At 54.2% G+C, this 20194-nt stretch carries 22 protein-coding genes; 8 read left to right on the top strand and 14 right to left on the bottom strand.

Going from position 1 to position 20194, the window contains the following annotated elements; translation table 11 throughout:
* Positions 1-31: 31 nt before the first annotated feature.
* The 4 genes from rnt to ACMYSO_RS03390 all read right to left on the bottom strand — a co-directional run bounded on the left by rnt (position 32) and on the right by ACMYSO_RS03390 (position 3170).
* Complete coding sequence (gene rnt / locus ACMYSO_RS03405) at positions 32-679, bottom strand: ribonuclease T (protein ID WP_434669316.1); 648 nt, start codon at positions 677-679, stop codon at positions 32-34.
* 106 nt (positions 680-785) lie between these two features.
* Positions 786-1193, bottom strand: a complete 408-nt coding sequence (gloA, locus tag ACMYSO_RS03400; RefSeq protein WP_434584480.1) for a lactoylglutathione lyase — start codon at positions 1191-1193, stop codon at positions 786-788.
* A gap of 226 nt (positions 1194-1419) precedes the next feature.
* The gene (locus tag ACMYSO_RS03395) at positions 1420-2517 is read right to left on the bottom strand and encodes an alkene reductase (protein WP_434584481.1); all 1098 of its coding nucleotides are present in this window, start codon (positions 2515-2517) and stop codon (positions 1420-1422) included.
* A gap of 53 nt (positions 2518-2570) precedes the next feature.
* Positions 2571-3170, bottom strand: a complete 600-nt coding sequence (locus ACMYSO_RS03390) for a TetR/AcrR family transcriptional regulator (protein ID WP_434669315.1) — start codon at positions 3168-3170, stop codon at positions 2571-2573.
* Between the two features lie 140 nt (positions 3171-3310).
* Here ACMYSO_RS03390 and ACMYSO_RS03385 point away from each other — a divergent pair, with 140 nt between their 5' ends.
* Together ACMYSO_RS03385 and ACMYSO_RS03380 are read left to right on the top strand one after the other, a co-directional pair.
* Positions 3311-3553: a DUF1289 domain-containing protein gene (locus ACMYSO_RS03385; RefSeq protein ID WP_174509365.1), complete on the top strand. Its 243-nt coding sequence runs from the start codon at positions 3311-3313 to the stop codon at positions 3551-3553.
* 48 nt (positions 3554-3601) lie between these two features.
* Positions 3602-4498, top strand: coding sequence for an aldo/keto reductase (locus ACMYSO_RS03380; RefSeq protein WP_434584484.1), 897 nt, complete (start codon positions 3602-3604; stop codon positions 4496-4498).
* A gap of 30 nt (positions 4499-4528) precedes the next feature.
* Here ACMYSO_RS03380 and ACMYSO_RS03375 read toward each other — a convergent pair whose 3' ends face one another.
* Genes ACMYSO_RS03375 through ACMYSO_RS03365 form a run of 3 tightly spaced genes read right to left on the bottom strand, consistent with a single transcriptional unit; the run spans position 4529 to position 7714 of the window.
* Positions 4529-6571: an FUSC family protein gene (locus ACMYSO_RS03375; protein ID WP_434587279.1), complete on the bottom strand. Its 2043-nt coding sequence runs from the start codon at positions 6569-6571 to the stop codon at positions 4529-4531.
* Complete coding sequence (locus tag ACMYSO_RS03370; protein ID WP_434669314.1) at positions 6571-7467, bottom strand: efflux RND transporter periplasmic adaptor subunit; 897 nt, start codon at positions 7465-7467, stop codon at positions 6571-6573. Before ACMYSO_RS03370 ends, ACMYSO_RS03375 begins: the two co-directional genes overlap by 1 nt.
* Positions 7468-7477: 10 nt before the next feature.
* Entirely contained in the window at positions 7478-7714 is a 237-nt protein-coding gene (locus ACMYSO_RS03365; protein ID WP_434669313.1) for a DUF1656 domain-containing protein, read from the bottom strand.
* 172 nt (positions 7715-7886) lie between these two features.
* On the opposite strand from ACMYSO_RS03365, the gene slyA reads away from it, so the two are divergent.
* Complete coding sequence (gene slyA, locus ACMYSO_RS03360; RefSeq protein WP_434584487.1) at positions 7887-8327, top strand: transcriptional regulator SlyA; 441 nt, start codon at positions 7887-7889, stop codon at positions 8325-8327.
* Between the two features lie 38 nt (positions 8328-8365).
* Here slyA and ACMYSO_RS03355 read toward each other — a convergent pair whose 3' ends face one another.
* Both ACMYSO_RS03355 and slyB read right to left on the bottom strand, forming a co-directional pair.
* Positions 8366-9718 (bottom strand): MASE4 domain-containing protein, encoded by a 1353-nt coding sequence (locus ACMYSO_RS03355; RefSeq protein WP_434669312.1) that lies wholly within the window; start codon positions 9716-9718, stop codon positions 8366-8368.
* Between the two features lie 235 nt (positions 9719-9953).
* Complete coding sequence (slyB, locus tag ACMYSO_RS03350; RefSeq protein ID WP_004862684.1) at positions 9954-10421, bottom strand: outer membrane lipoprotein SlyB; 468 nt, start codon at positions 10419-10421, stop codon at positions 9954-9956.
* A 262-nt stretch (positions 10422-10683) separates the two neighbouring features.
* Between slyB and anmK the strand changes: the two genes are divergently transcribed.
* The 5 genes from anmK to pdxY all read left to right on the top strand — a co-directional run bounded on the left by anmK (position 10684) and on the right by pdxY (position 15367).
* Positions 10684-11808, top strand: coding sequence for an anhydro-N-acetylmuramic acid kinase (gene anmK / locus ACMYSO_RS03345; RefSeq protein WP_434669310.1), 1125 nt, complete (start codon positions 10684-10686; stop codon positions 11806-11808).
* 91 nt (positions 11809-11899) lie between these two features.
* Entirely contained in the window at positions 11900-12223 is a 324-nt protein-coding gene (mliC, locus tag ACMYSO_RS03340; RefSeq protein ID WP_174509360.1) for a C-type lysozyme inhibitor, read from the top strand.
* Positions 12224-12280: 57 nt separating this feature from the next.
* The gene (gene pdxH / locus ACMYSO_RS03335; protein ID WP_434587281.1) at positions 12281-12937 is read left to right on the top strand and encodes a pyridoxamine 5'-phosphate oxidase; all 657 of its coding nucleotides are present in this window, start codon (positions 12281-12283) and stop codon (positions 12935-12937) included.
* Positions 12938-13170: 233 nt separating this feature from the next.
* Positions 13171-14445: a tyrosine--tRNA ligase gene (tyrS, locus tag ACMYSO_RS03330; RefSeq protein ID WP_434669307.1), complete on the top strand. Its 1275-nt coding sequence runs from the start codon at positions 13171-13173 to the stop codon at positions 14443-14445.
* A gap of 61 nt (positions 14446-14506) precedes the next feature.
* Complete coding sequence (gene pdxY / locus ACMYSO_RS03325; RefSeq protein WP_434669306.1) at positions 14507-15367, top strand: pyridoxal kinase PdxY; 861 nt, start codon at positions 14507-14509, stop codon at positions 15365-15367.
* 44 nt (positions 15368-15411) lie between these two features.
* On the opposite strand, the gene gstA is transcribed toward pdxY, so the two are convergent.
* The 5 genes from gstA to rsxG all read right to left on the bottom strand — a co-directional run bounded on the left by gstA (position 15412) and on the right by rsxG (position 20188).
* On the bottom strand, positions 15412-16017 hold the full coding sequence (gene gstA, locus ACMYSO_RS03320; protein ID WP_434669304.1) for a glutathione transferase GstA: 606 nt from the start codon (positions 16015-16017) through the stop codon (positions 15412-15414).
* A 105-nt stretch (positions 16018-16122) separates the two neighbouring features.
* The gene (gene dtpA, locus ACMYSO_RS03315) at positions 16123-17628 is read right to left on the bottom strand and encodes a dipeptide/tripeptide permease DtpA (protein ID WP_434669301.1); all 1506 of its coding nucleotides are present in this window, start codon (positions 17626-17628) and stop codon (positions 16123-16125) included.
* A gap of 599 nt (positions 17629-18227) precedes the next feature.
* On the bottom strand, positions 18228-18863 hold the full coding sequence (gene nth, locus ACMYSO_RS03310; protein WP_434584496.1) for an endonuclease III: 636 nt from the start codon (positions 18861-18863) through the stop codon (positions 18228-18230).
* Positions 18860-19564 (bottom strand): electron transport complex subunit E, encoded by a 705-nt coding sequence (locus tag ACMYSO_RS03305; RefSeq protein ID WP_434669298.1) that lies wholly within the window; start codon positions 19562-19564, stop codon positions 18860-18862. Before ACMYSO_RS03305 ends, nth begins: the two co-directional genes overlap by 4 nt.
* 3 nt (positions 19565-19567) lie before the next feature.
* A complete protein-coding gene (gene rsxG / locus ACMYSO_RS03300; RefSeq protein WP_434670729.1) occupies positions 19568-20188 on the bottom strand; it encodes an electron transport complex subunit RsxG in 621 nt (206 codons plus the stop codon).
* Positions 20189-20194 lie beyond the last annotated feature (6 nt).

Raw genomic sequence — 20194 nt, 5'->3', positions numbered from 1 at the left:
ACTTCCGTGGAAGTCGCTTTTTTTTTGTCTTTTATTCTTGCTCTGCGAGCGGCAGCGGCCAACCGCCAAGCCGTTTCCAGCGATTGACGATTTCACAAAACAGCTGGGCGGTCTGCTCGGTATCGTACAGCGCGGAGTGCGCCTTGCTACCATCAAACGCCATCCCGGCGGCCAGACACGCTTTGGACAATACCGTCTGACCCAGCGCCAGTCCGCTCAGCGCGGCGGTATCAAAAGTCACGAAAGGGTGAAACGGATTACGTTTAAGCCCGGCACGTTCGGCGGCAGCCATCGTAAAGGTGAGATCGAAAGTGGCGTTGTGCGCCACCATGATGGCACGATTACAATCGTTATCTTTAATCCCTTTACGCACCATTTTGAAAATGGCGTGCAGGGCGTCGTATTCGCTCACCGCGCCGCGCTCAGGGTCGTTCGGATTGATGCCGTTAAAGGCCAGCGCTTCAGGCTGAAGATTGGCACCTTCGAAAGGTTCAACATGAAAATGCAACGTTTCGTCCGGCATCAACCAGCCTTGCTCATCCATTTTTAAGGTAATGGCGGCGATCTCAAGCAGGGCATCGGTTTTCGCATTAAATCCGGCGGTTTCTACATCAATAACCACGGGGTAGAAACCACGAAAACGGTCGCACAGACCATTAAGTTGAACGTTCTCGGACATCAGATTCTCTTCACTGGAAAAAAGTAGCGCGCATTATGGCAAATTTTGCCGCGCCTTGCAGCAGGAAGGGGGAGAAAACAGCGGGCGCCGATGCGCCCGAAGCCGGTTAGTGACCGAGACCTTTGCCAGCGTCTTTCTCTTCAATCAGTTCGATTTTGTAACCATCAGGATCTTCAACAAAGGCGATAACCGTCGTGCCGCCTTTGACCGGGCCGGCTTCGCGAGTGACGTTGCCGCCGTTCTGGCGAATAAGTTCACAGGCCTGGGCTGCGTTCTCTACGCTCAGCGCAATATGGCCGTAGGCGTTACCGAGGTCATACTTGTCGACGCCCCAGTTGTAGGTCAATTCGATGACGGCGGTATCGGTTTCTTCACCGTAACCGACGAAGGCCAGCGAATATTTATACTCGGTGTTTTCGCTGGTGCGCAGCAGCTTCATGCCCAGCACGTTGGTGTAAAACTCGATAGAACGCTGCAGATCGCCAACGCGCAGCATGGTGTGAAGTAAGCGCATGATTTTATACTCCTTTATTACAGCCTCCAGACAGAAGCCGTATATACGATGGTCAGAATAGTGTCAGAACACGGCCAGGGTGTTGCTAGCACTGAGGCACTATAACGTAAAAAAGCCGCCATTTCAGGCGGCCCTGACAATCTCATTCCGATTAGCGCCCCGATACGCACGCTGAGCGGGCTTAGGGGAACATGGCGGCGGGATACCGCCGCGCTAATCCGGGAAATTACAGCGTCGGATAATCGGTATAACCTTCTGCGCCACCGCCATAGAAGCTTTCCGGGCGCTGCGGGTTCAGCGGTGCTTTATGCTGCAAACGAGCCACCAGATCCGGGTTGGCGATATAGTCGCGACCAAAGGCCACCGCGTCGATTAACCCTTTGCCGATCAGATCGTTGGCTTTTTCCACGGTGTAGGCACCGGCACCGATAATCGCACCTGGGAAACGGGCGCGAACTTTCTGACGGAACGCGTCGCTATACGGCTGACCACCGGCCCAGTCCGGTTCGGACATATGCAGGTAGGCGATGCCGCGTTTGGCCAGTTCTTCAATCAGATACAGTGCATCTTCTTCTTCATTCGGACCGTTATCGACATTCTGGAAACTACCAATTGGTGAAACGCGGATACCAATACGATCGGCGCTCCACTCTTTGCTGACCGCATCAACCACTTCCAGTACCAGGCGCGCACGGTTTTCGACGCTGCCGCCATACTGGTCTGTACGGTGGTTGGAGGACGGGGAGAGGAACTGGTGCAGCAGGTAACCATGTGCCGAGTGCAGTTCAACAAGGTCAAAACCAGCATCACGGGCGTTACCTACCGCCTGGCGGAAATCGTCAACGATACCGGGGATTTCGGCGGTCTCAAGCGCACGTGGCATTGAGGTATCGACGCGGATCGCATGGCCGTTTTCATCACGCAGAGAAGTACGAGTGCCCGCGCTGATAGCAGAGGGCGCGACTGGCGCTTCGCCGCCCGGCTGCAGGGAATTGTGGGAGATGCGGCCGGTGTGCCACAGCTGAACGGCGATATGCCCCTCTTCAGCGTGAACACCGGCGGTAATTTTCTGCCATGCGGCAATCTGTTCCGGGCTGTGCAGACCCGGGGCGCCGGCATAGCCTTTCGCCTGAGCTGAAATCTGCGTGGCTTCGGTGATAATCAGGCCGGAACTGGCGCGTTGACGGTAATACTCTGCCATCAGCGGGGTCGGGATATCGCCCGGCTCGATGCTGCGCAGACGCGTCAATGGAGCCATAAACACGCGGTTAGGTACGGTTACCGCACCGACTTTCAATGGAGAAAACAGTTTTGATTCGGACATAATGACTCCTGAGTAGACCGGTCGTCTAGAATTTTGTTAAATAAAAACGCCTGTTAAACATCAGGCGCAGCAATAATTTGTTTCGCATGGGCGAGGGCGCTTTCCAGCGGCATCGCACTATGGGTAATCTTGGCCTGTAAATTGGCACCCAGCCACAGGGAGTAAAGCACCTGGGAGAGGGTGAATGCATCACCGTTAAACTGCAGGCTACCTTCCTGGCGCCCGTGTTCCAACGCGTCACCCAGCAGGTGAATAATCTGGCTGGCGCCTTTGTTCATTTCCGCACGCATCGATTCAGACAGGTCGCACACTTCAGCGGAAAGTTTCACCGTCAGACAGCCGCTGATAATACCCTGCTGGCAAAACTGCGTCAGGGTATGCTGATAGTACGCCAGCAGACGATCGCGATAGTTGCCTTCGCCGTGAGAAAAGTGCTCCACCAGTCGCTGAAGATAGCCGGCATAGTGATATTCCAGCAGCGCAACGCCGTAAGCTTCCTTGGAACGAAAATAGTGGTAGAAAGAGCCTTTCGGCACTTCTGCTATTTTTAACAGTTCGCTCAGCCCCATGCCGGTAAAACCGCGGTGCATGCACAGCTGTTCACCGGTAGCAAGGATGTGTTCGCGGGTATCGCATTCGCTATGTTTGTTCATGGGGCTCACTGTAATAGACCGATTGGTCTAATGCAAGAAAAAAAGTAAAGTGCCACAGGGCGCAGAGCCTGAAGAACAAAAGTTGCGTAGTCCGGTTGAAACGTCTTCAATAAACGGTACAGATAAGCGACGGGGGCAGTGTGGTGGCAGAGCAGCTGGAGTTTTTCCCGGTACAAAGTCCGTGCCGGGGAATTTGTCAGTCAGATGAGCGCGGCTTTTGCCGGGGCTGCTTTCGCAGTCGCGAGGAGCGCTTTCAATGGCAAACCATGAGTGATGTGCAAAAACAGGATGTCCTGCGCCTGTGTCGCCAGCGTTTACTGCGCAAATTACGTGCGAATAAACCCCAGGCCGCGGAAGAACCGCAGCAACCCTCACTGTTTTAATGACAAAATTGCGTATACTCAACCCACTTATTTGTTGAGGATGTCGTTATGGTTCAGCGTATTGCTATGGCTCCACAGGGGCCGGAATTCTCGCGTTTTGTTATGGGCTACTGGCGGTTGATGGACTGGAACATGTCCCCCAGCGCGCTGGTGAGTTTTATCGAGCAGCACCTGGATCTGGGCATTACGACCATCGACCATGCGGATATTTACGGTGATTATCAGTGTGAAGCGGCGTTTGGTGAAGCTCTCAAGCTGGCGCCGCACCTGCGTAGCCGGATGGAGATTGTTAGCAAGTGCGGGATTGCCACCAAAGCCCGCGCCGAAAACACCATCGGCCACTATATTACCGACCGCGACCATATCGTCTTAAGCGCGGAACAGTCTCTGCGTAATCTGGCAACCGACCATCTGGATCTGCTGCTGATTCACCGCCCGGACCCGTTGATGAACGCGGATGACGTGGCGGAAGCCTTCCTCGCGCTGCATCACAGCGGTAAAGTCCGTCACTTCGGCGTGTCCAACTTTACGCCGGCACAGTTTACCCTGCTGCAATCGCGCCTGCCGTTTACCTTGGCGACTAACCAGGTGGAAATCTCTCCGGTACACCAGCCGCTGTTGCTGGATGGCACGCTGGATCAGCTCCAGCAACTGCGCATCCGGCCGATGGCCTGGTCATGCCTTGGCGGCGGCAGCCTGTTCAATGACGAGCGCTTCCAGCCGCTGCGTGATGAGCTGGCGCAGGTTGCTCATGAGCTGAATGCCGAGAGCATTGAGCAGGTGGTGTATGCGTGGATCCTGCGTCTGCCGTCCCAGCCGCTGCCGATTATCGGCTCTGGTAAAATAGAGCGCGTGCGCTCGGCGGTGGTGGCAGAGAAACTAAACATGTCTCGCCAGCAGTGGTTCCGCATTCGTAAAGCGGCGTTAGGTTACGACGTACCGTAAGATATCCCGCCTCCGCACTGGCGGAGGCGTTTACTCAGGTTTTTTCTCCGCAATCGCGCTTTCCGTTATCGTCCCGATGGCGGGTGCCTGCTCAAGCTGAGACAGCGCGCAATACAACCGCCAAATCACCGCTGCCAGCTCTTTCGCCGCCGGTTGATGGTGATGGTTCAGGGTGTCGCAAATATGCTGCAGCTCACGCAGCGTAGAGGCCAGCGGGCGTTGCTGAACGCCACGTTCGCTCATTACATCGCGCAGCAGACTAATACACAAATCACGAACCTGCGACAGCGGATCTGAGCGGGTTTCCCATTCGCGCAGTTGCCAGACCACGTGCGAACAGTTGAGCAACACCACCCCCCAGCGCAGCAACCAGCGGCGGGCCAGGGCATCCTGGCTGTGGCTTAACTGGCTGATGTGGTGATACACCAGCGATTCAAACTCATGCTCGCTGTGCTGCGGGTGACGGCTAAGCTGATCGACAAAGTGACGGCGTAACGTTTTGATATGGCGCCGGCTCTTACGTGCATCGGAACCCGGACTAATTACCGCAAACGCCAGCCAGGCAAAGCCGACGCCAATAATTTTGCCAAGGTTGTCGTTGAGGAAGGCGGCGAAGTCATACACCGGTGGGTTGGTCACCGAAATAAACGACCCCATAAAAACAATCAGCTGCCCCCACAGACCAGCCAGTTTGGGCATCTGTAGCTTCAACAACTGCATGGTGGTCAGCAGCGGGAACAGGAATAACAAAAACTGCCATAGATCGGTTATTTGTACCATCAGGCCGAACTTCACCGCAAAGCTGAACACCGACAGCAAAACCAGCGTACGCATCAGTAACGTTAATGATTTGAACGGCGACGGCGAGACGGAGTAGAGCACGCAGCAGATTGCCGCCAGGGTTAGTGCGGCAGCGCAGGCCTGCCACTGAGTACTGATACCCCAGGCACCGACCGCGACCAGGGCGCAAAAGGTCCTGATGCCATTCCACAGTGCTTCAGCCTGATCGGTATGGCGTGCTAAGGCCGGGGCGGAAGGGACGTTAAACTCGGCGATCGCCGAGGCATTTTCTACCCGGCGGATCCAGCGGCTGCTGTCGAGATACAACCGGCAAAAGTAGCGCAGGCGCTTCCAGACGGCGAGGTGGCGGTAGTCGGCCCCGGCGGAGGGTGCCAGCGGGGCAATAATCCGCGCGATGCTGTAAAAATCGGCCCGCGGACTGGCAAGCGCGACGAGCAGCGTTTCCAGCACCTGGCGGGTTTCTGCCGGCGCTGCCGGCCAGTTGATCAACATCCGGCGCAGGCTGGAGATGACGCTGGTCAGGCGCAGTTGCTGGTGGAGTAAGTAATTGAGCAGCGGATTCTGCCGACGAAAACGGTAGTGGCTCCAGAAGGCCTGAATGCGCAGCAGGTTCATGGTCAGAATTTGCCCAATCACGCTTTCGTGGGCGCTACGAATAGCATCGGTGGTTTCCGGCACCCACAGCAGACTGGCGTGTTCAAGCAGACGCGCATGCATGTTTTTCAACGCCGTCAGCAGCGTGGTGCCGTCGGAGGTGCTGGGCATGATCATCATCATCAGCCCGCCGCAGAGGATCCCGACAATCACCTCGCACACCCGCGACTGCGCGATGGTCCACAGCTCATTGGCATCGGTAATGTTAATCACCGGGAAGGCGATTATCGCGCAGGTATAGCCGGCGAGCTGGAAGGCATAGGCCACGTTGTTGGTATACATCGCGCAGGCCCAGGTACAGAAGGCGATCCACGCCGAGATACTGAACAGGAACAGCCACGGGTCGTTGAGGGTATGCCCGGCGAGCAACAGTGCGGCGCAGGCCCCGAGCAGGCTGCCGGCGATACGGCCAAAGCTTTTGCTGATCACGCCGCCGACGGTCGGGAAGCTGACGACGGCGGCGGAGGTCATCGCCCAGTAGGGCTCATCTAGGTTCAGCCAGTAGGCGATGCTCAGCGCCAGGCACATAGCAATGCCGTTGCGCAGCGCGTAGCGCCACTGCGGACGGCTGGCCTTAACCCACGGTAGAGCACGCCACGACAGGGCCTGCAGTTTCATCATGGTGTGCCAATCGAGACGGTGCAGGTGGTACCAGAAACCAGCGTAGTCTCTGGCGGCAGGGCATCAAACTCGATGCGTACCGGCACGCGTTGTGCCAGGCGCACCCACGGAATATTGGGTTTGATGTTCGCCACCAGGCTGTTTCCCCCCTCGACGCTCTGGTCGACGATGGCGCGACCGATACTGGCTACGTGACCCTGTAACGTTTGTTTGCTGCTGTAAAGAACGATCTGCGCGCTATCGCCGGCGCGGATATGACGCAGCTTGGTTTCTTCAAAATAACCGATGACATAAAACGAATGGCTGTCGACCAGGGCGAAAACCGGATGACCGACGGCGGCATAGTCACCGACCCGGGTGCTGAGATTGGTGACCCAGCCGTCTACCGGGGATTTCACCTCGGTTTGACCGAGCTGCCAGCGGGCGTGTTCCAGGCTGGCCTGAGCCACCCCGATCACCGCTCTGGCAGCCTCAAGACCGGTGCTGGCGGTGTTCAGCGCGGTATTAACGTTCTCCAGGTCTTCGGCGGAAATCGCGTCCTTCGTCAGGTGACGGCGGCGCTGGGCATCGTTCGCCGCTTTGCTCTGTTCCGCTTTGGCTTTCGCCATCTCCGCCTGAGCCTTAGCGAGCTGCGCCTGGGCGTTCAGGAGGGCGATGTGGTAAGGGGTATCATCGATGCGAAACAGCACGTCACCCGCTTTCACGAGCTGGTTATCGCGCACGTTAAGCTGGAGGATGCTTCCGGAAACCTGGGGCGTAATACTGACATGCTCAGCGCGCACTTTGCCATCCCGCGTCCAGGGAGACTGGGTGTAGTAGTTCCACACCAGCCAGGCGGCAATGAGGGCGAGGGCGGCAACAAACAGGGTCGAGAGATATTTTAGTTTTTTCATGTCGTGAACATTACCAGGCAGTCAGTAGAACCAGAGCCAGACAAACAGAAAGCGCGAAAAAGGACAGGTCCATCAGCAGGGGATGCCAGATATCACCGGCATACATCCAGTCACGCAACTGGCGATGAATCACCAGCCAGACAAAAAATCCCAGCAGAACGGCTTTAAACAGGGGAGGAAAGTAGATAGACGCGCCAAAAATCAGGTCCTGGAGCGACAATCCTGACGTGTTAAGACTCAGTTTCACAAGCAAAAATCCTTTGCTATTGCAGGGAGTAAGTTCAGGGCATGCTACTATTACACAGTGTAAATCATTGTTTTGATGTTGGTGAATCAGGTAATTCATTTGTTTTGCTAATTTAAATACTGCAAACTATTCTAAAATCAGTATAATAACTTAGCAAGCTAATTATAAGGAGATGAAATTGGAATCGCCACTGGGTTCTGATCTGGCACGTTTAGTCCGCGTCTGGCGCGCGCTGATCGACCATCGCCTGAAACCTCTGGAGTTAACGCAGACGCACTGGGTTACGCTGCACAATATTCATCAGCTGCCGCCTGAGCAGTCGCAAATTCAACTGGCGAAAGCGATTGGTATTGAGCAACCTTCTCTGGTGCGCACCTTGGATCAGCTGGAAGAGAAAGGTCTTATTTCTCGCCAGACCTGTGCCAACGACAGGCGCGCGAAACGCATCAGGTTGACGGAAAAAGCGGAACCGCTGATCAATGAAATGGAAGAGGTGATCGGTAAGACACGCGATGAAATTCTGTCCGGCGTTTCGCCAGAAGAGGTGGAAACGCTGCTCCATTTGGTGCGTAAACTGGAACACAACATCCTCGATCTGCAGGCAAAAGATTAATCTATTCAGGGCCTTGATTTCTCAAGGCCCTTTTTTGCTTATTCCCCCCATACCACTACGCGATTTCTGCCGCTATTTTTGGCCTGATACATGGCCGTATCGGCCCGCTTCACGCACTCTTCCGGAGCCAGGGTAGCGTCAGAAACGGTGAAAATGCCTGCGCTGATGGTCATTTTTTCCGGTAGATCGTCTTGCTTCTCGTTGACCGCCAGACGAATGCGCTCTGCCACTGCCAGAGCATCTTGCGGTCCGGTATTGACCAGCAGCAGAGCAAACTCTTCTCCGCCGATGCGGGCGGCGGCATCTTGTGCCCGGACATTCTTCTGCAGAACGCTGGCAGCAAACTGGATGACTTTGTCTCCCTGCACGTGGCCATAGTTATCGTTAATGCGTTTGAAGAAGTCGAGGTCGCAGACGATCACCGACAGCGGTCGTATGGCGGACACTGTCGACAGTTGCCTGGTCAGGGTGTCGTAGAAGTGGCTGCGGTTATATAGCCGGGTTAACGAATCGCGAATCGAGTTTTGATACGAGGTCATATAGTTTAACTCGGATTTGCGGTACAGGCTGAATACATCGCATAACAGGATAAAAAACATAAATAATGTACTGATAACTTCAAAGATTCTGGCGTAATACCAGGCGTACTCTGTATTGCCTCTTGTCAATAAAAGAAAAGCCAGTGTAAATATATAGGCGCTACAGAAAAAAGCGCCGCTATACCAGAATATATTGCGAAGCTGGGTAATAGAAATCAGGAATAACAAAGTGATAAACCACCCAATCGCCATCAGACAACCCAGAATATTCTGCCACAGTGCTGAGTGAGTTAAGGTGGCATTGTCAATTAGTGTGATATAAAGTAATGAATGGTGGCTTGAGTACATCCACGATAATGCGCAAATGAAGCCAGTAAATAAGATACAAAACATTAAAATAAAGGCGTGTGTTTTGCGCGTCAGTCTCTCGCTATGACGGAAGTGGAACAACGTGATGCTGAGAATAAACAACACCATCATCATCATGTTGCGGAAGCTGTAAAATATCAGTGCATCATTGGCGTTGGTAAGTAACCCCGAGTCACACAGGAACCACCCTGGGTAGCTGCTTAACGTACCAAACATCAACAATGACGAACCCGCAAAGGCACAGGCAATCGCGATCAGGTACAGACGTTTTCGGTTACACCAGTACTTCATGACCATAAAACAAGAAATGGTCACATGGAGTATTAATAAGAAAACCGTCAACACGGGGAAAAGAAGTGGGTTGAATGTCGGCATACGACTAATTAATGACTCGGAGAACAAATGTATCAGGCCAATGGCAATAATGCCGACAGCCAGAAAGATTAATGTTCTTTTTACTAAGTGATGACGCTCAATAAACATTAGTTACATCCATGTGAGAGGTTGGTTGTTGGCTCAGATTTATTATGTTTGGAATGCGAATTTTCTTAATAATATACAGGGCTGTGATGGCAGAATATTGAGCAAACGCAAATGATGGATGAGAAAGTGATGGCCGACGAGGGAAGGTCATGCCTGAATAGAAAGAGACCGTGCGGAGATTAACCTGACGTATGAAAAAATAATGCGGCCCGAACAGGCCGCATTATCGAGGAAATTAACGTGGGGAAACCGTAACCTGACTGCCGCTGCCAGCAATGGCAACACGCTGACCGACGGAGAACGGGGTAGTGCCCTGTTTCTGTACGACCAGAATGGTATTACCGTCATCTTTACGGATTTCCAGCTCAACACCCTGGGTTTTGTTCATCGCGCCTTGCACGCCCTGGCCTGCTACGCCACCTGCGACGGCACCCGCGGCAGTTGCCAGTGAACGACCGGTACCACCACCGATGGTGTTACCCAGAAAACCACCAAGAACCGCACCACCGATAGCACCGATCGCATTGCTGTCGTCGCCGCTCTGAATCTGTACGGCGCGAGTATGCACGATGGTCCCGTAGGTGACGCTCTGCACTTGTTTGGCTTCTGATGCGGAGTAAACGTCTCCGGAGAGGCCACTGCTGCTGACGCAGCCGGCAAGTGATAAACCAATCATCGAGACAGCCAAAACACGTAAAATCATTGATGAATCTCCTTCACTAAATAGTGTTCTGTTGAACGTCCATGCGCTCAATTATATGGTATTTCATCGACGACGGGCATACCTGCAGCATGGAGTATGCAAAAATAATAATCAGACGCTTCTCAACCTAACATAAACACAGGTGCTTTACGCTATGCGCAACCCTGGCGTTTTAGTGTTAATAAACATTATTACGCCATAGCAATGCCCCTCTCTTTATGATTGAGTGTGGCGTAAACGAATCATGGAATGAGGAAGGTGTATGAAATCAGGTCACTTTATTGGCGTCATGTCCGGTACCAGCCTTGATGGTATTGATGTTGTTTTGGCGGCAATCAATGAAAACGTGGTGGCACAGCAGGCGAGCCTGTCATACCCTATTCCCATTGCCTTAAAAGAGGACATCCTCGCCATCTGTCAGGGACAGCAGCTGACGCTGTCGCAGTTCGGCCGTCTGGATACACGTCTGGGGCGGCTGTTTGCCGATGCGGTGCTGGCGCTGATGCGTCAGGAGAAACTGCAGGCGGCGGATATCATTGCCATCGGCTGTCATGGGCAAACGGTATGGCATGAGCCTACCGGTGAGGCGCCGCACACCCTGCAAATTGGCGATAACAATCAGATTGTGGCAAAGACCGGCGTGACCGTCGTCGGCGATTTTCGCCGCCGCGATATTGCCCTCGGCGGGCAGGGCGCACCGCTGGTACCGGCTTTCCACCATGCGCTGCTGGCGCATCCGGATGAGCGACGCATCGTGCTCAATATCGGAGGGATTGCCAACCTGTCACTGTTAGCGCCGGGTGTGCCGGTGCGCGGGTATGATACGGGACCGGGTAATATGCTGATGGATGCCTGGATCTGGCGCCAGTGCGGGAAACCCTACGATAAAGATGCGCAATGGGCCAGCGAGGGTAAAGTTCTGCTACCGCTGCTGCAGAATATGCTCAGTGATCCGTGGTTTGCGTTGCCGGCGCCGAAAAGCACCGGGCGCGAATATTTTAATTATGGCTGGCTGGAACAGCATCTGGCGCGTTTTTCCGGGCTACGTGCCCAGGATGTTCAGGCGACTCTGGTTGAGTTAACGGCGGTGACCATCGCCGAACAGGTTATGCTGAGCGGCGGCTGCGAACGCCTGCTGGTGTGCGGCGGCGGCGCCCGTAACCCGTTGTTGATGGCTCGTCTGGCGGCACTGCTGCCGGGAACCGAGGTCTCCACCACCGACGCGGCAGGTATCAGCGGCGATGATATGGAAGCCCTGGCGTTTGCCTGGCTGGCGTGGCGTACTATGTCCGGTCTACCGGGCAATTTACCATCGGTCACCGGTGCCTCCGAGGCGTCGATACTCGGGGCAATTTTCCCTGCCAGTCCGCGGCAAAATCAGAGTTAACTGAAATCTCTCTTATGGATTAACCAGTAAACTGGCTTAATTAACGGGGGGCGACAAGCCCCTCTGGACCGGGAAAGTCGAAGGCAAACGAATGAAAAAAATCCTTATTGTTGTTCTCCCTTTTATGCTGGCAGGCTGTAGTTACTACAACCAGTTTGTGGACCGGATGCAGACCAACACCCTGGAATATCAGTGCGATCAGAAACCGCTGACGGTACATATCAACAACACACGTCAGGTTGCCAGCTTCATTTATGACAATCAGCAGTTGAATCTGCAGCAGGGTATTTCGGCCTCCGGTGCGCGTTATACCGACGGTGTTTATGTATTCTGGTCGAAAGGCGACAGCGCCACCGTCTACAAACGCGACCACGTGGTGCTGGACAACTGCCAGCTGCAGACGGCCAAACGTTGAGATTTCTGTCCCGGGGGCGCACAATGACGCCACCCGATGACAACTTTCTTCAGTGCCATGTCTGATAACGATGATTTGCAGCAAATCGCGCATCTGCGCCGAGAGTACACCCGTGGTGGCCTGCGTCGCCACGATCTTCCCGCTGAACCGCTAACATTGTTTGAGCGTTGGCTTCGCCAGGCCTGTGATGCCCGACTGGCCGATCCGACGGCAATGGTTGTCGCCACCGTTGATGAAAACGGCCAACCCTGGCAGCGCATCGTACTGCTTAAGCACTATGACGAAAAAGGGTTGGTGTTCTATACCAACCTCGGCAGCCGCAAAGCGCACCAGATTGAAAAAAATCCGCATGTCAGCCTGCTGTTCCCGTGGCATATGCTGGAGCGCCAGGTAATGGTGGTCGGCAAAGCCGAACGCTTGTCTACCCTCGAAGTGGTGAAATATTTCCATAGTCGCCCGCGCGACAGCCAGATCGGCGCCTGGGTGTCCCAGCAATCAAGCCGCATCTCGGCCCGCGGTATTCTTGAAAGTAAATTCCTCGAACTGAAGCAAAAATTCCAGCAGGGCGAAGTGCCGCTGCCGAGCTTCTGGGGAGGATTCCGCATCTCTATCGATCAGATGGAGTTCTGGCAGGGCGGTGAACACCGTCTGCACGATCGTTTTTTATACCAGCGCGACCATGACGCGTGGAAAATCGATCGCCTGGCCCCGTAATCCCGGAAATTTGTTGTGTTAAGCGCTGGTGCTCGATGGGCTGGCGCTTTATTCTATAGCCTTCATTTTTCATGCTGCGTCGTGGTGGTCCGCACCCGCTAATCCCGGTGATTTTCTGGCCGGCGCTGCTTGCGTGGCGTATCGTGAATAATTTTGCAGAGATATCTTTTTTCGCGTCTGGCGAAAAGTCGTGTACCGGCAAAGGTGCAGTCGTTTTATACATGGAGAATTTGATGGCAAGCAGTAACTTGATTAAACAATTGCAAGAGCGGGGGCTGGTAGCCCAGGTGACGGACGAGGAAGCGTTAGCAGAGCGACTGGCGCAAGGCCCGATCGCGCTCTATTGCGGCTTCGATCCTACCGCTGACAGCTTGCATTTGGGGCATCTTGTTCCATTGTTATGCCTGAAACGCTTCCAGCAGGCAGGCCATAAACCCGTGGCATTGGTGGGAGGCGCAACCGGTCTGATCGGTGACCCGAGCTTCAAAGCCGCCGAGCGTAAACTCAACACTGAAGATACCGTGCAGGAGTGGGTGGATAAAATCCGCAAGCAGGTCGCACCGTTCCTCGACTTTGATTGCGGTGATAACGCCGCGATTGCCGCGAACAACTACGACTGGTTTGGCGGCATGAACGTGCTGACTTTCCTGCGCGATATCGGTAAGCACTTCTCCGTCAACCAGATGATCAACAAAGAAGCGGTTAAGCAGCGCCTCAACCGTGACGATCAGGGCATCTCGTTTACTGAATTCTCTTATAACCTGTTGCAGGGTTATGACTTCGCGTGCCTGAACAAACTGCACGGCGTGGCGCTGCAGATTGGCGGCTCCGATCAGTGGGGTAACATCACCTCGGGTATCGATTTGACCCGTCGTCTGCACCAGAACCAGGTCTTTGGTCTGACCGTGCCGCTGATCACCAAAGCAGATGGTACCAAGTTCGGTAAAACGGAAGGTGGTGCAGTATGGCTGGATCCGAAGAAAACCAGTCCGTACAAATTCTACCAGTTCTGGATTAACACCGCGGATGCCGATGTTTACCGCTTCCTCAAGTTCTTCACCTTTATGGACATCGCTGAGATCAATGCCCTGGAAGAAGAAGACAAGAACAGCGGTAAGGCGCCACGTGCGCAGTACGTGCTGGCAGAGCTGGTCACCCGTCTGGTGCATGGCGAAGAAGGCCTGATCGCCGCTAAACGCATTACAGAAAGCCTGTTCAACGGCAATCTGAGCGACCTGAGCGAAGCTGACTTCGAACAGCTGGCGCAGGATGGCGTGCCGATGATTGAAATGGACCGCGGTGCTGACCTGATGCAGGCGCTGGTAGATTCCGAGCTGCAGCCTTCTCGTGGCCAGGCGCGTAAAACCATTGCCTCCAATGCGGTCACCATCAACGGTGAAAAACAGTCCGACCCGGAATATGTCTTCACCGATAGCGACCGCCTGTTTGGCCGCTATACCTTACTGCGTCGCGGTAAGAAAAATTACTGTCTGGTCTGCTGGAAGTAATTGCGTAAAGGCAGGGGCGTGGGAAACCACGCCCCTTATTTTTTGCTGTCAGGTACCCAAGATGAAGAACATCCTCGCCATCCAGTCCCACGTTGTGTTTGGCCACGCCGGCAATAGTGCCGCAGAATTCCCGATGCGCCGCCTGGGCGCGAACGTCTGGCCCCTTAATACCGTACAGTTTTCCAATCATACCCAGTACGGGAAATGGACCGGGTGTGTGATGCCGCCTGCGCATCTCACCGAGATCGTCCAGGGGATTGCGGATATCGATCAGCTGCAGCGTTGTGATGCAGTCCTGAGCGGTTATCTGGGCTCTGCTGAACAGGGCGAGCATATTCTCGGGATCGTACGTCAGGTGAAGGCGGCCAATCCGGCGGCGAAATACTTCTGCGATCCGGTGATGGGTCACCCGGAGAAAGGCTGCATTGTTGCACCTGGCGTCGCGGAGTTTCATGTACGTCATGCGCTGCCGGCAAGCGATATCATTGCGCCAAACCTGATTGAGCTGGAGATCTTGTGCGGTCATCCGGTAGCAAACGTCGAGCAAGCCGTGGCCGCCGCGCGTGAACTGATCGCTCAGGGGCCGCAGGTGGTGTTAGTGAAACATCTTGCCCGCGCAGGACGCAGCATGGAGCGTTTTGAAATGCTGCTGGTGACGCACGACGAAGCATGGCATATCAGCCGTCCGCTGGTGGATTTTGGCCTGCGCCAGCCGGTAGGCGTGGGGGATGTGACCAGCGGACTGCTGCTGGTTAAGCTGCTGCAGGGGGCAACTCTGCGTGAGGCGTTGGAACATGTCACCGCCGCGGTCTATGAAATCATGCTGACGACCAAAAATATGCAGGAGTATGAACTGCAGGTCGTTGCCGCGCAGGATCGTATTGCGCAGCCGGAGCAGCACTTCAGCGCGATAGCGCTGTAAACGTCGTTATTTGCCCGGTATTGCGCCGGGCAGCTTATCTTACCTTACTTGAGCCCTTCAGCCGCCAGCGCTGCGGCAACCGATGGACGCGCCGCCATGTGCTGCATCCAGACCGCAATATGCGGATAGCCTGTCATATCTAACTTCAGCGCATACGCCCAGCGCAGTACCGTAAACAGATAGCCGTCGGCAATAGTAAAACGGTGACCGTTCAGCCACTGCTTATCCGCAAGCGACCCATCAATATACTGCAGCTTTTTCTCCAGCTGAGCACGTGCTGTCGGTTTGTAGTCTTCCGGGGTGTCCGGGCGAAACAGCGGCGTGAAGCCTTTATGCAGCTCGGTAGCGACGTAGTTGAGCCATTCCAGCGTCTGGTAACGGGCAACGGAGCCGACCGGTGCCAGTAGCTGACGGTCCGGGACCTGGTCTGCAATATACTGCATGATGGCAACGCCTTCGGTGAGCAGAATATCGTCGTCAAGCAGCAGCGCCGGTACCTGGCCTTTAGGGTTGATCTGCAGATAATCATCACCGTTTTCCAGGCGCTTATGCATCAGATCAACGCCTTGCAAAGTGAAGTCCAGTCCACTTTCGCGCAGGGCGATATGTGAGGCAAGGGAACACGCACCGGGTTTGTAGAACAGTTTCATCAGTAACTCCTCGTGGCTGCAGTTTTCTGTATGTTAGCCCAGGGGTAAAAAAAAAGCCGCTAACAAAACGTTAGCGGCCTAAATTTATTGGTTTTCCCGAAGCGCTTAGACGGTAGCCGTATCGCGAGCTTTAGCGACGGTGTCGTCATCCTGAGTCATGCGGTTCAGCTTCGGCGCGAAGGCAAACATCAGCACGGAGATAACGGCAGTAGTAATACCGATCTGCAGGAACACGTGACCATAGACGGCAAGAGACTGCAGCGGGTCGGTTACGTTTTCTGGTACCGCCATCAGGTTAGCGACTTTACCGGCGATGATTGCTGCACCAGCGGTGGTCAGGAACCAGCTACCCATGATGAAGCCCATCAGACGCTGAGGAACCAGCTGAGCCACCATGGCCAGACCGAGACCGGAGATCATCAGCTCGCCGATACTCTGCAGCGCGTAGCTCAGAATCAGCCAGTTCACGGAAACAATGCCGGCATCGGTAGCGAATTTCGCGCCCAGCGGCAGCACGAGGAACGCCAGCGAGCACAGCACCATACCGATAGCAAATTTGTGCGGCATCGGCAGACGGTCGCCCATCTTGTTATAGATCGCGGCCAGAATCGGGCTGCCGATCATGATCCAGAACGGGTTCAGCGCCTGGAACTGCTCCGGCTGGAAGCTGATCCCCAGAATAGCGTGCTCAACGTTGCGGATGGCGAAGAAGTTCAGGGAGGTCGGCATCTGGCTGTACAGCACGAAGAAGACGATCGCCTGAAGCATCAGAATAAAGGCCACAATCATTTTACGACGTGCAGCGCCTTGCATTCCCATTGCTTCTTTAGCAAAGATAACCACGATACCCAGCGCAACCACGCCCAGTACCATACGAGCAATACCCTGGTTGTGCAGCAGCCAGGTTGCAATCACCACAAGGATGACCACACCGACGAGAGTCGCCAGCAGTTTGCCGTAGTGAACCGGTGCAAAGTCAGGTTTAGAACCGTAGTTTTTCACCCATTTTTTGCAGAACATAAAGTTCACGAGGGTGATCAGCATCCCGACGAAGCTCAGAGAGAAGGCGATGCTCCAGCCGAACTTCGCGGCCAGCCACGGGGTAGCCAGCATAGAGAAGAATGAACCGATGTTGATGGACATATAGTACATCGTAAATGCGCCATCGAGACGCGGGTCGTCTTTCTCATAACAGGTCGAGAGCAGGGAGGACGGGTTAGCCTTAAACAGGCCGTTACCGACGGCGATAGTCGCCATACCCATATACACGATTGCCGCATCATGGCCGGAGTATGCGACCAGCGCGTAACCAATCGCCAGTACGATAGTACCCAGCATGATGACACGTTTGGTACCGAGGACTTTGTCGCCCAGCCAGCCGCCGATAGCGACAAGGCCATAAACCAGTGCACTAAAGGAGGAGAAGAGTGTAATAGAATCCGCTTCTGACATACCCAGCTGTTTTACCAGGTAAACGGCCATGATCCCTTGCAGGCCGTAATAACCAAAACGCTCCCATAATTCGATCGAGAAGATCAGATAGAACGATTTCGGTTGTTTGAAAGCGTTCAAACTCACGCTTTCTGCTGGTTTATTGTTTGCAGTTGACACATATACCTCTTTTTTTACATCCCATATTAACGGGGGGTGTTCGGGGCACAATCTGAGAAGAGCGCCGCCTTTATAGTTATTCTGGAGGGAAAACGGGAAGTAATGTTCACTATCCTGGGCATTCAGGCAAGGGGTTTGTAATACTCTGTTACATATATCTCAGGCGTTATAATACGCCAGTCATTTAAATGTTATGCAGAGTTAAATTTCATCTTTTAGGTATTGGTGACATTTTTATCTGTCGGCTTACGAAAAAAATTGGATAACGGCGATATGTTCTGCTGATAAGCCTTGAATCTAGTGATATAGCCCATATTCCTAAAATTAGACGGGGTATTGTCCTGACTGCTGCCGCTCTGGTATTGCAAATGCTGGATTTCATTATCAGCAAAGAAACAAAAAATTAACATAAGGTTACCAAGGTGATCTGGATCACAAATGTATAGAAATTTTTGCTACATAAAAAATGATTAACCTGGCTGTGCGTTATATAAGCGGTTAATTCTTCTGCAAAGTGGATAATTATTGGTGTTAAAGGCAGGAAGGTGGGGTTAAGAGCAGAATCACTGTTATGGAGTGGTCATGATTCTGCACAGGCATCAGGGGTAGACTTTCTCTTTAAACTCGCATAAGTCTTCGATCAGGCAGGAGCCACAGCGCGGTTTACGGGCAATGCAGGTGTAACGCCCATGCAGAATCAGCCAGTGATGGCAGTCGACTTTAAACTCGGCAGGAACCACCTTTAGCAGTTTTTCCTCAACCTGTTCAACGTTCTTGCCGGGGGCAAATTGTGTCCGATTGCAAACGCGAAAGATATGCGTGTCGACCGCAATCGTCGGCCAGCCAAATGCGGTATTCAGCACCACGTTGGCGGTTTTCCTGCCCACGCCGGGAAGGGCCTCCAGCGCCGCTCTGTCTTCGGGAACCTCACCATTATGCTGTTCGAGCAGGATCCGGCAGGTCTTAATGACGTTTTCCGCTTTGCTGTTAAACAGCCCGATAGTCTTGATGTACGACTTGACGCCGTCGACACCCAGTTCCAGCATCGCGGCCGGAGTATTGGCCACCGGGTAGAGCTTTGCCGTGGCTTTGTTCACGCTGACGTCCGTTGCCTGAGCGGACAGCAACACCGCAATCAGGAGCTCAAACGGGCTGGTGAAATTGAGTTCTGTGGTTGGGTGCGGGTCGTTATCCCGCAGCCGGGTGAGGATTTCCAGACGCTTGCTTTTATTCATCCCAGACTTTCCCTGTGCGCATCAACGGGGGTGGCAGGTGACGCCGCAACCGCTTTGGCTTTACGCTGTTTAGTGCGTTCATCAATAAGGTATTTTACCGCCAGCATCATTCCCAGGCCAATAAACGCACCCGGTGGCAGCATCGCCAGCAGGAACGGCGTATCAGTATGGAATACCTCAATACGCAGCACTTTAGCCCAGCTGCCCAGCAGGCTGTCTGCGCCGTCGAACAGGGTACCGTTACCGATAATCTCGCGCAGCGACCCCAGCACAAACATTGCGCAGGTGGCTCCCATCCCAATGGAAAAACCATCCAGCGCCGACAGGGCTGGCCCTTTTTTAGCGGCAAAGGCTTCCGCCCGACCGACCACGATGCAGTTGGTGACGATCAGCGGGATAAAAATCCCCAGAGACTGATACAGGCCAAAAGCGTAGGCGTTAATCAGCATCTGGACCACGCTCACCACCGAGGCAATGATCATCACGTAAATGGGGATACGGATCTCGGCCGGCGTCCAGCGGCGCAGGCTGGAGATAGCCAGGTTAGTCAGCGTCAGCACCAGCGTCGTCGCCAGCCCCAGCCCGAGGGCATTGGTGGCGGTTGACGTCACGGCGAGCAGAGGGCACATGCCGAGCAGCTGTACCAGGGCGGAGTTGTTTTTCCACAACCCCTGAACAATGACCTCTTTGACTTCGCTCATGGTCTACTCTCCACAGGGGGTAAGTTCGGGAATGTGTGCCGGTAGCGTCTGGGCATATAAACCGGCGCGTTTCACGGCGTTGACCACCGCACGTGGGGTGATGGTGGCGCCAGTGAACTGATCAAAATCACCGCCGTCTTTTTTGACGGCAAAATGGCTGTCGTCTGCACCATGGATCACTTTACCGGCAAAGTAGGTGATCCAGTCCGACAGGCGTAACTCAATTTTATCACCCAGGCCTGGGGTCTCATGATGCTCGGTCACGCGAGTACCCAGTATAGTGCCTTTGAAATCGGCCGCGACCAGCAGTTGAATGGCACCAGAGTAACCATCCGGTGCAGTAGCTTCCATTACGACCCCGACCGGAGCATCTTCGTTTCTGGCTATCCAAATCCTATGCTGGCCTTTGCCGAGCGACGGCTCCGCCACCAGAAAGCAGCTCTTCAGTAGATCGTTATTGTAGCGCTCGGCAGGCAGAACCTGATTGAATAACGCTTTTTGTTGCGTAGCCGCCTGCTCATCAATGGTCGATTTCGTCAGCGCATTGATGGCTGCGGTCAACCCGGTGGTACCGGCGGCAAACAGCGCCAGCGTGATCCCGTGTTTGCGCATGCTATTTAACATCATCAA

The organism is Klebsiella sp. B345, assembly GCF_051131735.1.
Taxonomy (GTDB): domain Bacteria; phylum Pseudomonadota; class Gammaproteobacteria; order Enterobacterales; family Enterobacteriaceae; genus Klebsiella.
Note: the sequence above shows the minus strand (reverse complement) of the source record. Positions and strands in the feature narration are given on the sequence as shown.